The sequence below is a fragment of the Pantoea sp. CTOTU50773 genome, assembly GCF_032082325.1.
Taxonomy (GTDB): Bacteria; Pseudomonadota; Gammaproteobacteria; order Enterobacterales; family Enterobacteriaceae; genus Pantoea; species Pantoea communis.
Genome location: NZ_DAMDQC010000085.1, coordinates 1 through 17,557 on the forward strand (window position 1 = coordinate 1; position 17,557 = coordinate 17,557).

The following is a 17,557-nucleotide window of genomic DNA, read 5'->3' on the forward strand; positions in this document are numbered from 1 at the left end:
GGTCGATGGCCCATACGTGGGCGCGTCACTGCGTTTTTGATGATGAAACCCGATGCACCTGATGGCGCGTCGGATTCATCATCGCACAAATTGAATGCCGCCCATTTGGGCGGCATTTTTTGTTTAGTGCGCTTTGCCCTGGGAAATGCCTACGCCCGTTTGTGAACGAATAAACTGACCACGGAATTTAGCCCGCTCTTCAGCACCCTGTCTGGAGTGATCGGTAATCGAGAACAGCCAGGTACCGATAAACGCTGCCGCCATTGAGAACAGCGCCGGATACTCATACGGATAGACCGGGGTGGCATGCCCCAGCACCTGCACCCAGATGGTCGGCCCGAGGATCATCAACACAACCGCCGTAATCAATCCCAGCCAACCGCCAATCATCGCGCCGCGCGTGGTCAGCTTCGACCAGTACATTGAGAGCAAAATAATCGGGAAGTTACAGCTGGCCGCAATCGAGAACGCCAGTCCGACCATAAAGGCGATGTTCTGTTTCTCAAACGCGATACCCAACACAATCGCCACCACGCCGAGAATCAGCACGGTAATTTTCGACACCCGTAGCTCATCACGCTCAGTCGCCTGACCTTTGCGAATCACGCTGGCATACAGGTCATGAGAAACCGCAGAAGCACCGGCCAGCGTCAGCCCGGCAACAACGGCCAGGATCGTGGCGAAAGCCACCGCCGAGATAAAGCCAAGGAACAGGCTGCCGCCCACCGCATTCGCCAGATGCACCGCCGCCATATTGGTGCCACCAATCAGCGCGCCAGAAGCATCTTTGAAGGCTGGATTTGCGCCGACCAGCAGAATCGCGCCAAAACCAATGATAAAGGTCAGGAAGTAGAAGTAGCCCATAAAGCCGGTGGCCCAGAACACGCTCTTACGCGCTTCACGTGCATCCGCCACGGTAAAGAAGCGCATCAGGATATGCGGTAAGCCAGCGGTGCCGAACATCAATCCAAGACCAAGAGACAGTGCCGATATCGGATCTTTCACCAGACCGCCCGGTTGCATGATCGCGGCGCCTTTCGGATGGACCGCCATCGCTTCGGTAAATAGCGTGTTGAAGCTGAAGCCGGTGGCTTTCATTACCATAATCGCCATAAAGCTGGCCCCAAACAGCAGCAGCACGGCTTTGATGATTTGTACCCATGTGGTGGCCAGCATGCCGCCAAACAGCACATACATCACCATCAAAATCCCCACCAGTACCACGGCGATATGGTAATCAAGACCAAACAGCAGCTGAATCAGTTTGCCTGCGCCAACCATTTGCGCAATCAAATACAGCGCTACCACCACCAGCGAGCCACAGGCCGACAGGGTACGAATCGGTTTTTGCTGCAGGCGATATGACGCCACATCGGCAAAGGTATAGCGCCCGAGGTTACGTAAGCGCTCCGCAATGAGGAACAGAATCATCGGCCAGCCCACCAGGAAGCCGAGCGAGTAGATCAACCCATCGTAGCCCGAGGTGTAAACCAGCGCCGAGATACCAAGGAACGAGGCCGCAGACATAAAGTCACCCGCCATCGCCAGACCGTTCTGGAAGCCGGTAATATTGCCGCCCGCCGTGTAGTAATCGCTACGTGAACGGGTGCGTTTGGAGGCCCAATAGGTGATGCCGAGCGTCGCCGCCACAAACACCACAAACATGATGATGGCTTCGTAGTTGGTGGCCTGTTTTTGCACTGCGCCGGTAATGGCGTCGGCGGCAAACACGCTGGCAGGCACTACCGCTAACAAGGCTGAGAACAGGCGCTTCATGATTTCACCTCGCTCAGGATTTGTTTGGTCAGGCGATCAAACTCGCCGTTAGCGCGCCAGACATAGACGCCAGTGAGCAGAAACGACACCACAATGAGGCCAACGCCGATGGGTATGCCGCGTGTGACATTGGTGCCTTCATGCAGCGGCGTACCGAGCCAGCCAGGGGCAAAGGCAATCAGCAAAATAAAGCCGACGTACAACACCAGCATGATGATACTGAGCAACAGCGCAAAGGACTGGCGCTTGTGCACCAGTTCATGAAAACGCGGATTACTCTCGATTTGTTGCCAGACTGCTTCCTGTTGATTTAGGGCTTCGTTCATCACAGTTTCTCCAGAGGAAAGGCAGGCAGATATCTCACGGTTAAATGATTTAAACTGCTGAATATTCTAGTTATAAAGGTTGTGCGATGGTGAAAAGCGTACAGCGTAAGGTAGGGATGACGGAGAGTAGCCTGCCGTGAACAGGCTGACACTCTCCGTCGCGTCGATGCCGGTTACGGCATGGTGATGGACTGCTTCTCCTCCAGCAATTTCTCTACCACGCCCGGATCGGCCAGGGTTGAGGTATCGCCAAGATTACTGGTATCGCCCGCCGCGATTTTGCGCAGAATACGACGCATAATCTTGCCGGAGCGGGTTTTCGGCAGTGAGTCGGTCCAGTGCAGCACATCCGGCGTGGCAATCGGGCCGATCTCTTTACGCACCCAGTTACGCACTTCGGTATACAGCTCTGGCGAGGGCTCTTCGCCGTGGTTCAGCGTGATATAAGCATAGATCGCCTGGCCTTTAATGCTGTGAGGAATACCCACAACTGCCGCTTCCGCAATCTTCGGATGTGACACCAGCGCCGATTCGATCTCTGCAGTGCCGAGACGATGGCCGGAGACGTTCAGCACGTCATCGACGCGGCCGGTGATCCAGTAGTAACCATCTTCGTCACGGCGTGCGCCGTCTCCGCTGAAGTAGCGGTTTTTGAAGGTGGAGAAGTAGGTTTGTTCGAAGCGATCGTGATCGCCAAACAGCGTACGCGCCTGTCCCGGCCACGAATCGTTGATCACCAGGTTGCCTTCGGTTGCGCCTTCCAGCGCATTACCTTCGTTATCCACCAGCGCAGGCTGCACGCCAAAGAACGGCTTGGTGGCCGATCCGGCTTTTAGCTCAATCGCGCCTGGCAGCGGCGTAATCATGAAACCACCGGTTTCGGTCTGCCACCAGGTATCCACAATCGGACAGCGGCTGTCGCCAATCTTCTTGTAATACCACTCCCAGGCTTCCGGGTTGATCGGCTCGCCGACGGAACCCATGATGCGCAGGCTGCTGCGGCTGGTACCTTCAATGGCCTTGTCGCCTTCGGCCATCAGGGCGCGGATGGCGGTTGGCGCGGTATACAACAGCGTCACCTTATGCTTATCGACGACTTCAGCCATACGGCTCGGCTTCGGCCAGTTCGGCACACCTTCGAACATCAGGGTAGTGGCGCCGCAGGCCAGTGGGCCGTAAATCAGATAGCTGTGTCCGGTGATCCAGCCCACATCGGCGGTGCACCAGTAGACATCATCCGGATGGTAATCAAACACATATTTGAAGGTGCTGGCGGCATATACCAGATAACCCCCGGTGGTATGCAGCACGCCTTTCGGTTTGCCGGTAGAACCGGAGGTATAAAGGATAAACAGCGGATGCTCGGCTTCTACCGCTACCGGTTCGTGCTGATCGCTGGCCTTCGCCACCAACTCGTGCCACCAAAGATCGCGGCCTTCGCGCCAGCCGGTATCTTTACCGGTGCGCTTGAACACCACCACGTTTTTCACGCTGGTGACGCTCGGGTTGTTCAGTGCATCATCGACGTTTTTCTTTAGCGGGATGCTGCGTCCGGCGCGTACGCCTTCATCGGCAGTAATGACCAGCTTCGCGTTGGAATCCACCACACGACCGGCAACGGCTTCCGGCGAGAAGCCACCAAAGATCACTGAGTGCACCGCGCCGATACGTGCACAGGCCAGCATTGCCACCGCGGCTTCGGGCACCATTGGCATGTAGATGGCGACCACATCGCCTTTCTTGACGCCAAGGCTCAGCAGCACGTTGGCAAAGCGGCACACGTCGCCGTGCAGTTCACGGAACGTGATGGTTTTGCTTTCGCTGGCATCATCGCCTTCCCAGATAATCGCCGGGTGATCGCCACGCGTTTGCAAATGGCGGTCGAGGCAGTTGGCGGCGAGATTCAGCGCACCGTCTTCATACCAGCGAATCGAAATATTGCCGGGGGCAAAGGAGGTGTTTTTCACCTTGCTGTAAGGCTTGATCCAGTCGAGGATTTTACCTTGCTCACCCCAAAAGGCGTCGGGATCGTCAACCGATTGTTGATACAGCGCCGCATACTGATCGGCATTAATCAGGGCATTCGCTGCGACGGCAGCGGGTACAGGATGCTTATGTATTTGGCTCATGGCTGACCTCCTTGAAGATGTTAATCATATGTCAATCAAAGGTTAATTGAAGAGCGTGACTGGGCTTTGTTTCTGTTTTGTAGTCTGGATCACGACCTTTTGTATGCCTGAAAAGCGCCCGAATTCATACTGTTCATCACGGAAACCAATGAGACCCAGTCTGTGATTTTTCGTGGAATCAGACGTTGTCGCTGGTTAAATAATCAGCAAACGCGCCAGGCGGTTTTTTGCCCGAAATTGAATAGCTATGCGGAAAATTATCGAATTAACACTTTTCATAACAGCGAGTTATGACTAAAAGTTAATGTCAGCATTTTATGCTACTCAGTTGCGCAGGATTTACGCTAACCCCCCAGGGGTTGCAATTACCGCAGTGAAAATGGTACTTATCTCGGCCCTGTTCAGCAGGTATCTACTCAGGCTGCATCATCGCGCAGGCGCAAAATGCTTACGCAGCAGTGTCTGATGCAGTCCACTATAACCCTCTATTTTATCGGGCTTTTGCTCACTTCCCTGTGCGTCATGTCTTCTGCAGCTTCGCAGAGGAGCAAAGGGGTTTTTACTGAGGAAAGTAACGCGTTATGAAAGGTTTTAAGCTCACCCTTGCCTGGCAAATTTTGATTGCCTTGATTCTCGGCGTTATCGTCGGAACCGTGCTGCATAATCAGCCAGACGATCGTGAATGGTTAATCACTAACATTCTCACCCCAGCAGGCGACATTTTCATTCATCTGATCAAGATGATTGTGGTGCCGATTGTGATTTCCTCCCTGATTGTCGGCATTGCTGGCGTTGGCGATGCGAAAAAACTGGGGCGTATTGGTGTCAAAACCATCGTCTATTTTGAAGTGATCACCACCATTGCCATTGTGGTCGGCATTACGCTGGCCAACGTATTCCAGCCAGGTAGCGGCATTGATATGTCTACGCTGGTAACGGTGGACATCTCTAAATACGAAGCCACAACGGAAGCGGTACAGGGGGCGCCTCACGGCCTGGTGACCACCATTCTGTCGCTGATCCCGCAGAACATTTTCGCCTCGCTGGTGAAGGGCGACATGCTGCCGATTATCTTCTTCTCGGTGCTGTTTGGTATGGGCTTGTCAGCGCTGCCTTCAGAACATCGTGATCCGCTGGTGACCGTGTTCCGTTCAGTGTCTGAAACCATGTTTAAAGTGACGCACATGATCATGCGTTATGCACCAGTCGGTGTGTTTGCGCTGATTGCGGTCACTATCGCCAACTTTGGTTTTGCCTCGCTCTATCCGCTGGCCAAGCTGGTGCTACTGGTGTACGTGGCGATTCTGTTCTTTGCCTTCGTGGTGCTGGGAACGGTCGCGCGCATGTGTAAACTGCGTATTACCACGCTGATGCGCATCCTGAAAGATGAGCTGATTCTGGCCTATTCTACTTCCAGTTCAGAAACCGTTCTGCCACGCATCATGCAGAAGATGGAAGCCTACGGTGCGCCGAAAGCCATCACCAGCTTCGTGGTGCCGACCGGTTACTCATTTAACCTCGATGGTTCAACGCTGTATCAGAGCATCGCGGCGATCTTTATCGCGCAGCTGTACGGTATCGACCTGTCGCTGACCGATGAAATCATTCTGGTGCTGACGCTGATGGTGACCTCGAAAGGGATTGCTGGCGTGCCGGGCGTCTCCTTCGTGGTGCTGCTGGCGACGCTGGGCAGCGTGGGTATTCCACTGGAAGGCCTGGCGTTTATCGCCGGTGTGGACCGCATCATGGACATGGCGCGTACTGCGCTGAATGTGATCGGTAATGCGCTGGCGGTGCTGGTGATTGCACGCTGGGAAAACCAGTTCGACACCAGGCAGGCCGAAGCCTACGAGCTGGAACTGCGCACACAGAAAGCCAGTTAAGGCCATCAGCCTTAACGAAATGACGACTTCAGCTGCGTAATGCACCTTGATGCGTAGTTAACGAAACCCGCCATCCGGCGGGTTTTTTTATATCAATTCAAGACGTGTCCTGGGTGTTTGGCCGCCGGAATTGTGATTAATTTCATACCCACCATAACCACTAATAAATTGTTTTGTGGTTATGGTGGGTATATTCTTAGCGCTAAGATAACCGGAGGTTTGATTGAGCAGCAGGGAGCTGATCAGGATGTTGCTGGAGCGCGGTTGGGTTTTAGACCGAGTAAAAGGCAGCCACCATGTGTTTGTGAGAGCAGATAAGCCGTATCACATCTCACTTCCTCATCCTGAAAAAGACCTGGCAACTGGAACATTACGTAAGTTAATGAAGTTAATGGACTAAATGTATACGGGGGCAATGCCCCCGATTTGGAAAAAATTAGCAATGGCAGTTGCAGCAGACATTGCAATGAATTCCTAACTGAATATTTCTTTTTAGTGAGGACTGAACATGAGATTCCCCGTTTATCTGCATAAGACAGAGGACAACAGCTGGTCAGGTTTTGTGCCAGATGTGGAGGGATGTTTTTTTGCAGGCAAAAGCGTAGATGATGCGCTGCGCGATGCATTTAACGCGATTGATGTACACGTAGAATCTTTAGCGGATGCCAGCAAAGCCATCCCTAAAGCGGCAGACATTGAGACTCACATTCATGATGAAGCCTGTCAGGGAGGTTACTGGGCATTTGTGGAGATCGATCTGAGTCGCTATGAAGGTAAATCGGTAAAGCTCAATATCACTTTGCCACAAAATTTACTCAGCAAAATTGACAGTTATGTCGAATCCCACCGCGAATATGGTTCGCGCAGCGGTTTTCTGGCGGAGTTAGCGCGCAGAGAATTAGCGAACGCGTAATCAACATAGCTAAACATCTACCCGCCATCCGGCGGGTTTTTTTATGCCAGCCTCTGCAAAAAGTACAAAAACATGACAACCGAGCAGGAATTAACAATTCAAAATAGTATATAGTTTTTCGAATAAATTATTCTTTCACAGGAGTGCGTGATGCAGATCGACCTGAGCCAGATGATCACCGAAGGGCGTAACCCAGCGAGCCAAAACATTGACGAGCTACCCACCGAAGCGATGCTGCGCGTCATTAATGATGAAGACAAAAAAGTGGCACTGGCAGTGGAAGCGATTGTGCCGCAGATTGCGCAGGTGGTGGATGCGATTACTGCAGCCTTCAGTAAAGGCGGGCGCCTCATTTATTGCGGAGCGGGCACGTCGGGCCGCCTCGGTATTCTCGATGCCAGCGAGTGCCCACCGACTTTTGGCACGCCGCGCTCGCAGGTCGTCGGTTTAATTGCTGGCGGCCACACCGCGATTTTGCAGGCGGTGGAAAACGCGGAAGATAACGTCGAACAGGGCGCACAGGATTTAAAGGACATCGATTTCAACGCTAATGATGTACTGGTGGGGATTGCCGCCAGTGGCCGTACACCCTATGTATTGGGCGCGTTAGCCTATGCGAAACAGCAGGGCGCATTTAGCGCGGCGTTAACCTGCAATCCTAACAGCCCGATGTCACAGGCTGCGGATGTGGCACTCACCCCGGTAGTGGGGCCAGAAGTGGTCACCGGTTCTTCGCGTATGAAAGCCGGTACGGCACAAAAGCTGGTGCTCAATATGCTGACCACCGGCGCGATGATCCGCAGTGGCAAGGTGTACGGCAACCTGATGGTGGATGTCGAAGCCACTAACCAAAAGCTGGTGCAGCGCCAAATCAACATCGTCAAACAGGCCACCGACTGTGACGATGCCACCGCACAGCAGGCGCTGAACGCATGTCAGGGGCACTGCAAAACGGCAATTGTGATGGTGCTGGCAGGATTGGATGCCAGCGAGGCCCAGGCGCTGCTGAAGCAAAACAGCGGTTTTATCCGTAACGCGTTGCGTGACGCAGGAGCGCAATAATGGCTGCCATCACCGAAGGATTACTGCGCGATATCCTGCAAGCGGTGGGAGGCGCACATAACATTGTGCAGTGCGGCAACTGCATGACGCGTCTGCGCCTGACGCTCGCGGATGCCACATTAGTCGATCATGCCCAACTGAAAACGCTGCCCGGCGTATTGGGTGTGATCGACAGTGATGCGCAGTTGCAAATCGTACTGGGGCCCGGCAAAGCGCAAACCGCCGCTGAGAAAATGCAGGGATTACTGGATAGCGATGAAACGGAAAAACCGCAGGATCTCAGCACTATTGCTGCCGCCCAAAAGCAGCAGATGAAAGCGAAGCAAACCAGCGCGCTGCACCGTTTTCTCTCCTGCTTCGCCACCATCTTCACGCCATTGATTCCCGGCTTTATTGGTGCCGGTTTGCTGTTGGGATTTGCCACGCTGATTGAGCAGATTTTCCACCTCAACCAGCCCGGTGAACATGCGCAGTGGCTGCTGGATACCGTGGCCTACATGAAAGTGTTCGGCAAGGGGCTGTTCACCTTCCTGAGCATCCTCATTGGTTATAACGCGCAGAAAGCCTTTGGTGGCACTGGCGTGAACGGTGCCATTATCGCTTCACTGTTTGTGCTCGGTTATATGCCAAAAGCCACCGTGGGTTATTACAGCGGAATGTCAGATTTCTTTGGCATGGCGATTGACCCGCGCGGCAATATTATCGGCGTATTATTGGCGGCGATATTCGGTGCGTGGATTGAGAAACAACTGCGTAAAATTATCCCCGATAATCTCGACATGATTTTGACATCGTTACTCACGTTATTAATTACCGGCGCCATCACCTTTATGGTGATTATGCCGATTGGCGGTGAGTTATTTAAAGGCATGTCATGGTTGTTTATTCATCTCAATAACAATCCCTTTGGCTGCGCTATTTTGGCCGGTCTATTTTTAATTGCAGTGATGTTCGGGATTCATCAGGGTTTCATTCCGGTCTATTTTGCGCTGATGGAAACCCAGGGCTTTAACTCATTATTCCCGATTCTGGCGATGGCGGGTGCGGGTCAGGTTGGGGCTTCTCTCGCGCTGTGGTGCAAGGCCGATAAGCACTCGCTGCTGCGTACGCAAATCAAGGGCGCAATAGTGCCGGGCCTGTTGGGCGTGGGCGAACCGTTGATTTATGGCGTTACGCTGCCACGCCTGAAGCCATTTATTACTGCCTGTTGTGGCGGTGCGCTAGGTGGATTCTTCATTGGTCTGGTAGCCTGGCTCGGTCTGCCGGTGGGGATGAATACGGTATTTGGGCCTTCCGGATTGGTTACGTTGCCGCTGATGACCTCTTCACAGGGGATCTTTGCCGGTATGGCGGTGTATCTCGCCGGATTAATCGTGGCGTGGGTCGGTGGATTTGCCTTTACCTGGTGGGGCGGAACCAAAGGCGTCGATCTCAGCTAATGCCATTGCTATTCACCGTAGCAGCACACGACATCATGCCGCTACGGTGAAGCTGGAATGAAGCCTGCGATGGCGTGCCGCTATGGGGGATACGCCGGCAAAACCTTGAAGATTTAATGAATTTAAATGTGATTTATGTCACGTTTTTTGCAATTCGCCGTATCGCTTAGCCTGGCGCTGATATCGCCGAATATGCCGTGCCATTCGTAAGTAAACTGCTAAGGAAAAATAAAGAAACTATTAGTAAGATAGCGGGCTAATTATTGGAGACTTCTGGACTCAATTATTGCCAATAATTTATCCCGCCTCACAAATATTTCGCCATTATGACAACGGGTTATCTTTATTTACCTTTTGCGTCCGATGGCAGAAAAGTCTATACCTAAAGCCAATTAATCTATAAAAACAGTTTTAACCGCTTATTCGCTGCACCAGACTTTCTTCACACAGTGGCTCTCAGAAATTAATTGCTCATCGGGGTTGGTGTTATTCCTGCCGTTGTATCCCTCGCGATGAATTTAACGCTGTTGCAATAACAGCGTGGACGCTGCACGCCCACTGGAGGAAGTATGAAGTTCACATTAAATCCGATTGCGTTCGGAATATTAGCTGCGCAGGCGCTGTTCTATCCGGCAATAAGTGCGCAAGCCATTACGTTGGGAAGTTATTCACCGCAGGTTAATGACAACCTCTTTGGCGAGCAGAGTATTAACGTCAACGGCAGCAATGAAACGCTAACGGGCAATCCTGATTTCGCGCCGGGAACGGATGGATCAGTGAACTCCAGCCTGGGGCAGGTCAACATCACATCGGGCGCGCAGTTTCTCAATCAAACTCGTCTCGATCCCGGCCCGCAGAACTTCGCCATCACCGTGCCCGATCCTACTACTGGCGGGAATACCACCTTCCAGGTCTATAACTCCGCCAGTCTGGTGGCTCAAACGCCAGTCACCTCCGATACCGCCGTGCCGGACGTGGTCAACGTTAACGGCGATCAATACATCAATACGCGTGTTGCGGATGTCTCGAACGGTGGCACGCTTGATGTGAATATCGGGCAAGCGAATGCAGCCAGCAGCGCCAGCACCAACAGCTGGAGCATGGCGGCGAAGCAGACCACGCTGTTTCAGGTGGGCAGCGACAGCACCCTGAACTGGAATTCCAACAACCGCATCAGCTTCTTTGGCACCGCCGCCACACCGGATGGTGCCGGCGCGACGCAAACCTTTCAGGTGCAAAACCTCGCCACCTACAATGGCAGCGTGAGCGTACAGACGCTGGATGGCGCCACCAACACCTTCACCGTGACCAATGCCAGCGAACTGCAGACCTACAACAACTGGCTGATTAGCCAACTGCAAGCGGGCAATCTGGACAAAGCCAACTATCTGACCGAATTCAACAAAGCGGTGACCGTCACCAATGGCAATATTGTGTACGACGTCAGCGCCACACCGCCAGATGAAGTCACACAGCCGATTGGCAACCGCATCGTGGTCAATGCCGATGGCCCAGACGCTCGCGTCAATCTCGCGGCGGGCAACACACTGGAAGTCGTGGGTTCGACAGGCGGGGCGATTAAAGCCTCCAACGGCGCGCAGGCGGTGATTGATGGCAAGCTCGCCAGTCGCGGCACCCTCGCCAATAACGGCACGGCACTGGTGCTTTCTGGCAACAGCAACGGCAGTACCAGCACGACTGGCGTGATCAACGGTGGGTTCCTCAATCGCCAGGATGGCACGGGTATTGGCTCCACCGGCTACGGTGCCAATGGGGTGCTGGTGCAGAGCGGCAGTGCGTTTAACAACAACGGCATCGTCAATCTGGCGACGATCGGTAGTAACTCGCAGTATGGCGTAGCCGGTATTCGGCTGGAGGATGACGCTACATCCCGCAACAGCGGCAATATCAACGTCGGCGTGAACGGCTCCAGCGCGCGCGGTACAGCATCGGGCGTACTGCTGACATCGCCGACCTCCACCTTCACCAACAATGCCGATGGGCAGATTTATATTGGTCGTGGTCCTCAAAACAGCCTGACCGACAACGTGGCGGATACCGCCATGAATCAGAGCGGCCTGACCAGCGGGATCGCGCTGGTGGCAAACGGTTCTGCCACCAACAACGGCAACATCGTGATTGGCTCAAAGGTGCAGAACGCGGCGGGCATGTCGGCGACCGGTGCCAGCGGGGTCACGATGGTCAATAATGGCACCATTGATGTGAATGGTGCTGCCGCGACCGTGCCGCGTGAAAACGTCGGGATGTCGGTGACCAACAGCAGCGGCACCATCGATAACAGTGGCACCATTAACCTTAACGGCGTCAATGGCACGGGCGTGAAAGTCGTGGCGACCAGTGGCAATAACGCTTCTGCAAGTTCAACGGGGACCATTAACGTTGCCGGGGGGGCCGATCCCGCCAGCGGTACACGCAATTTTGGCGTGTGGGTGGAGGGCCAGGGCACCGGACAGGCCAGTGCAGACGTCAACGGCCCGGTGAATCTGAGCGGCACGGGCGCGATTGGCGTGCACGCACGCGGCAATGCCACGGTGGAAGTAGCGGCTAACGCAATACCGACGTTCAGTAACGGCAGTAATCAAATCGCTTTCTTCGCCTATGGCCCCAATGCGCGGATTAACATAGCAGGCAACAATCCCTTCAATGTCACCACCACCAACTCGACACTGTTCCGCGTTGAGCAGGGCGCGGATTTTGACGGCACCGATCTGTCACTCACCGCATCGGGCGCGGGTTCTGTGGCGGTGAACGGCACCGGCACCGGTGGTACCGAAGTGAACACCCGCAATGCCACGCTCAACGTCAGTGGTGCAGGCGCCACGGGGGTGAATATTGAAGGCGGGGCAACGGGCACCATCGACAATGACACGACCATCAACCTCACCGGCAACAACGCGATTGGCGCGATTGTCGATGGGCAAAAGCATACGCTGGCAGGCAGTAATAGCGGTGCGCCGGTGACCAGCACGACGTTAAGTTCTGCTGCGGCACTGAATTCATCGCAAAGTGGATTGATTGGCTATCTGGCGCGCAATCGCGCACAGCTCAATAACACTGGCAACATTGCTTTCAGCGGCGCTAACGCCACTGGCATTCGCGTGGAGAGCGGTGCGACCGGTACTAACAGCGGTAACATCAGCATCAACGATGGCGGCACCGGTATTGCGGTGAACAGCAGCGGCAGCACGGCCAATACCACGGCGAATAATAGCGGTAACATCAACGTCAATGGCGGCAGTACCATCAACCGCAGCCGGGGAGTCAGCGCCAGCGGCAGTCGGGCGATTGCGAATCACAACGGTGGCACCCTGAACCTCAACGGCTCTGGCGCGATTGGAGCAGAGGCAATCAACGGCGCATTGGTGAACATCGCCGCCGGATCTGTGCCGATCTTTAATGGCAGCGATCAGATGGCTTATCATGCGGCGGGCAGCGGCTCACGTATCAACTCGGCCGCCAACGAACTGGACGTGAATACCCTCAATTCCACCGGATACCGTATCGATGATGGCGCGGCACTGAGCTTTAGCAATCCCACCTCATTGACCACCAGCGGCGCTAACAGCACGGGTGTGATCGTCTCGGGCAGCGGCAGTAGCCTCAACAGCGCCAATACCAGCTTCAACGCCAGCGGTCAGGGCAGCACCGCAGTACGTGCCGAGGGCGGTGCGAATGCCACTTTGGCCAGCGGCAGCAGCATTAATGTCAGTGGCAGCAACGCAGTCGGCGTGCTGGTCAATAATTTGCGCACCGATCTCAGCAACGCGCTGGATGGCACCTCAGCGGCCACCACCGTCACCAGCAATGGCAATCTTAACGGCGCAGGCAACAACGCCATCGGCTTTGATGTCACCAACGGCGCCACGCTGGTCAACAACGGTACGGTGGATCTTACCGGCAGCAACAATATCGGTATTCGCTCACGCGCGGGCAGTACGCTGACCAATAACGGTACGGTCAATGTGGCGAACGGCACCGGGTTGGATGTGTCTGGCAGCGGCAGCACGCTGGCCAAAGGCGGCGTGATCAATGTCGATAACGGTGTGGCAGGCGTGCGCATCAGTGACGGCGCACAGCTGGCGTTAACCGGCAGCGATACCGTGATCACCACGCGTGGCACTGCGCACGGCATCCTGGTCGATAACGGTGCCAGCGCGCTTAGCGCCAGCGACGCCACGGTCAACGTACTGGGCAGCGGTAATGGCATCGAAAACCGGGCAGAACTCAGCAATGTTAGCCTGAGCAACCTGACGCTCAACGTGGCGAATGGCAACGGGATCCGCACTGCGGTGCCGTTTGATCCGGCCTCAACGGTGACCACCAATGTGACCGGCAGCGGTACGGGCCTGAACATCGTCAATGCGGATGGATCGACCACCAGCGGCGATTTAACACTGGGCTCCGGCTATCAATTTAATGTCACCGGCGCGGGTGGCAGCGGCATCCGCGCCAACACCACCGGCAATGTCACTACCGCCGCAGATGTCACGATCGATAATCCGGCGGGCGGATCGGCCCTGATCTCCAGCACGGCGGGCACTATCGTCAACACCGGGACGTTCACCTCCAACAGCCTGACGGCGCCGGTGGTGGATTTGCGCGGCGGTAAAACCCTCTTCGAAAACTTCGGTAACATCATCACCGTCAATCCACAAACCGTGGCGGTGGCAGGCAGCAATGCTAATGATGAAATCCTGCTGACCGAAGGGGAGGTGCGCGGCGATATCAACCCCGGCGGCGGGGCCGATGTGTTCCGCTGGACGGGCGGATCGCTTAACGGCAGCCTGACCATGGGCAATGACAATAACAATAATGCGGAGGTCAGTAAGGTGGATCTCGGCACCACCTACCACCTCACCAGCGGCAGCGGAACCGGAAACACGCTGACGTTTAATCAGATCGATTCACGTGGTGGCAGCCTGGGCGCTGACGATCTCAATAAAGGGGTAAACCTCGGCAGCGGTTGGAGCACCATCAATTTTGCCGATACCCAATGGACGCTCACTGACAACCTCAAACTGGCGCACAGCACCATTAATATCGATGAGAATTCAACGCTGTATGCGGGCAACAATGTGCATCCGACGTTAGCGGGGGGCACCGCGGACTCACTCACGGTGAATAACGCCGGTATTCTCGATCTGACCAACGGTGCGGGCTCGCCGGGCAACACCTTGAATATCGCTGGTTCGCTGGCGTCCAGCGGCGGGCAGCTTAATCTGATCACTGACCTTAACGCAGGTGGCGCGCTGAACAACCAGTTCACCGACCACCTCAACGTCACCGGCAACGCTACCGGCACTACGCTGGTGAACGTAAAACTGACCGACAGCAGCACCGGTGCGTTAACGGATCTTAATCGCAATGGCGGCATTGAGGGCAACGAGGGGATTTCGCTGGCACAGGTGGCGGGTAACGCTGGTCCCGAGAGTTTTGCCCTTAAAGACGGCTATCTCGGCGCGGGGCCGTGGCAATATCGGCTTTACACCTTCGCGCCGGGCAGCACCGATCCCAGCCAGCGTTTAGTCAGCGGCAGTGGCAACAATTACTGGGATTACCGGCTGGCGAATTATTACGTGTGTGAAGATGGCGGCAGCTGCCCATCGACCTTTATTACCGATGCGTTCGGCAGCGGGCAAAGCTACGATGCGCGTACCGCTGTGGTGCCGCAGGTGCCTTCCTATATCTCCGCCCCGGTTGGCCTTGCTTATTACACCTCGGCGATTATCGACGATTTGCATAAGCGTCTTGGTGAGTTGCGTCATGAGCAGACACGACCGGAAGGCGATGGCGGCGAAATGTTCCTGCGCTACATCGGTTCCAATCTGAAATACAAAAGTGACCAGCGCTTCCGCGATTACGGCTATGACTTCGATCTGGATTACAGCGCGGTGCAGGTGGGGGGTAACGTGCTACGCCTCGACGGTGACAAAGACAGCCTGCGCGGTGGCTTAGCCTATACCCGAGGTAACACGCGCATCCGTCCCGATGCCGCCGACGGTTACAGCAGCACCACCTTCGACAGCGACAGCCTGGCCTTTTACGGCACCTGGCAGCGACAGAACGGGTTTTATCTGGATGGCGTGCTGTCATTCGACTGGCATCGTGGTGAAACCGATATCGCACGGCAAAAACAAGAGGCGAAGCTAAAAGGTCACGGCTGGACGGCCTCGCTGGAGAGCGGCTATCCGTTTGATCTCGGCGATGGCTATAAGCTGGAACCGCAGGCGCAGTTAATGTACATGAAGCTGAATATGAACGACTTCACCGATGAAGATGGCAACAAGGTGCGTTACGGCGATTACAACCAGACTATTGGACGTTTGGGCGCACGTCTTGATCGCACCTGGACGGATGACAGCAATCGCCAATACACTCCTTACCTGCGCGCCAACTATTACAAAGGTTGGGGCGGTACGGCCGACACCAACATCTCTTCGGTAGAAAATCCTGCGCTGAGCGCTACCTTCACCAGCGGCCATTTTGGCCAGATGTGGGAAGTGGGCGCGGGCGGCACCGCCACGTTGCAGAAAGATGTTTCACTGTATGCGGAGGCGGATTACCGCAAAGAGATCAGCGGCAACGGGGCCAAGGGGTGGCGCTATAACGTTGGCGTGAGGTGGCAGTTTTAAATGAGGACATTTCAAGCGTTGCCTTTAATGTCGTCATTAAAGGGCTGCGGTATTTGGACAAGTCGCGTTATATGGCGTTGTTAAACGGATACGGTATTCGGCCTGATCGCCATTAATTGCAGGATGGGCTGAGGTGCATATTGCTGTGCACCTTTATCATCTTGCGCCTCGGCAAAACCTTGATTTCATATACTCTAAATAAAATTTTATCGATGAATTTCTGCCACAAAAAACAGGGATATTGTTCACTGTGGCTTTAATTCAGGATAAAAATTAATTCTCATCGCTAAAGACCGCTCCCTGCGCTGCCGAAAAGGTAAAAAAGTGTAATTGATTTTTTCCTTTAGCCTGCATTTTGCAAGGACAACACACATGCGGAACAACCAGCCTATCACTCAGCGTGAATTTATCTTTGATGATGACGCCACGCTGATGTCGACCACCGATCTCAGCAGCCACATAACCTATGCCAACGACGCCTTTATTGAGGTTAGCGGTTTCGAGCCGGAGGAGGTCAATGGGCAACCGCATAACATGGTGCGTCACCCGGATATGCCGCCGGAAGCGTTTGCCGACATGTGGGCCACCCTGAAACAGGGCGAACCCTGGACCGCGCTGGTGAAAAATCGTCGTAAGAATGGTGATCACTATTGGGTGCGAGCCAATGCGATTCCGGTGGTGCGTGAAGGCAAGGTGCAGGGTTACATGTCGGTACGCACCAAACCTTCCGCCGAAGAGATCCGTCAGACCGAAGCGCTGTACCGTGATTTCCGCGAAGGGCGGGCCAAAGGCCGCCGTTTCCATAAAGGGTTGCTGGTCGGGACCGGCTGGCGTCGTCTCGGATCACTGTTAAAAATTATGCCGCTGCGCTGGCGTATTCGCTCTACTTTGCTGGCCGTACTGCCGCTGTCTGTTATCGGCGTCTGGCTGCTGGGGATGGCACCGATGGCACTGGGCAGCTTTGCCGCAGGCATGGCAGGTTTATTGCTGCTGGCGAGCCTATGGCTGGAGCAGCAGATTTCCCGTCCAATGGAGCGTATCTGCCGCCAGGCATTAAGCGTCGCCACTGGCGCCAGTCATAAGGTGGATCAGTTAGATCGTGTGGATGAAATCGGGATCACGCTGCGTGCCATCGGACAGCTCGGCCTGATGTTCCGCTGGCTGGTGGATGATGTGAGCGGCCAGGCGATCAATGTACTCAGTGCCAGCGGTGCGATAGCGCGCAGCAACGACGAATTGAGCCGTCGCACTGAGCAGGCGGCGGCCAACGTGCAGCAGACCGCCGCCACCATGAATGAAATGACCGCCACGGTGAAAAGCAACACCGATACGGCTAATGAAGTAAACAAGCTGTCAGAAAATACCAGCCACGCCGC

General features: G+C 54.9%; 10 protein-coding genes. 7 read left to right on the forward strand and 3 right to left on the reverse strand.

Features of this window, described 5'->3' with window-relative positions; genetic code table 11:
* Positions 1-123: 123 nt before the first annotated feature.
* The 3 genes from RT340_RS14225 to acs form a co-directional block, all read right to left on the reverse strand.
* Positions 124-1,776: a cation acetate symporter gene (locus RT340_RS14225; RefSeq protein WP_034826878.1), complete on the reverse strand. Its 1,653-nt coding sequence runs from the start codon at positions 1,774-1,776 to the stop codon at positions 124-126.
* On the reverse strand, positions 1,773-2,102 hold the full coding sequence (locus RT340_RS14230) for a DUF485 domain-containing protein (RefSeq protein WP_211729083.1): 330 nt from the start codon (positions 2,100-2,102) through the stop codon (positions 1,773-1,775). The genes RT340_RS14225 and RT340_RS14230 overlap by 4 nt, the downstream gene beginning before the upstream one ends.
* 173 nt (positions 2,103-2,275) lie before the next feature.
* Entirely contained in the window at positions 2,276-4,231 is a 1,956-nt protein-coding gene (gene acs, locus RT340_RS14235) for an acetate--CoA ligase (protein ID WP_097118965.1), read from the reverse strand.
* 581 nt (positions 4,232-4,812) lie between these two features.
* Between acs and gltP the strand changes: the two genes are divergently transcribed.
* From gltP to RT340_RS14270, 7 genes are all read left to right on the forward strand, one after another.
* Positions 4,813-6,114 carry a glutamate/aspartate:proton symporter GltP gene (gene gltP, locus RT340_RS14240; protein WP_058960091.1) on the forward strand — a complete coding sequence of 434 codons (1,302 nt, stop codon included), beginning with the start codon at positions 4,813-4,815 and terminating at the stop codon, positions 6,112-6,114.
* 223 nt (positions 6,115-6,337) lie between these two features.
* Positions 6,338-6,514, forward strand: coding sequence for a type II toxin-antitoxin system HicA family toxin (locus RT340_RS14245; RefSeq protein WP_097118966.1), 177 nt, complete (start codon positions 6,338-6,340; stop codon positions 6,512-6,514).
* Positions 6,515-6,622: 108 nt separating this feature from the next.
* A complete protein-coding gene (locus tag RT340_RS14250) occupies positions 6,623-7,027 on the forward strand; it encodes a type II toxin-antitoxin system HicB family antitoxin (RefSeq protein WP_211729084.1) in 405 nt (134 codons plus the stop codon).
* Positions 7,028-7,177: 150 nt separating this feature from the next.
* Positions 7,178-8,089, forward strand: a complete 912-nt coding sequence (murQ, locus tag RT340_RS14255; RefSeq protein ID WP_211729085.1) for an N-acetylmuramic acid 6-phosphate etherase — start codon at positions 7,178-7,180, stop codon at positions 8,087-8,089.
* Positions 8,089-9,528, forward strand: a complete 1,440-nt coding sequence (gene murP / locus RT340_RS14260) for a PTS N-acetylmuramic acid transporter subunit IIBC (protein WP_034826865.1) — start codon at positions 8,089-8,091, stop codon at positions 9,526-9,528. Before murQ ends, murP begins: the two co-directional genes overlap by 1 nt.
* A 569-nt stretch (positions 9,529-10,097) precedes the next feature.
* Entirely contained in the window at positions 10,098-16,181 is a 6,084-nt protein-coding gene (locus RT340_RS14265) for an autotransporter outer membrane beta-barrel domain-containing protein (RefSeq protein ID WP_211729086.1), read from the forward strand.
* 372 nt (positions 16,182-16,553) lie between these two features.
* Positions 16,554-17,557 (forward strand): PAS domain-containing methyl-accepting chemotaxis protein (locus RT340_RS14270; RefSeq protein ID WP_313376650.1); only part of this gene is annotated, 1,004 nt, incomplete at its 3' end.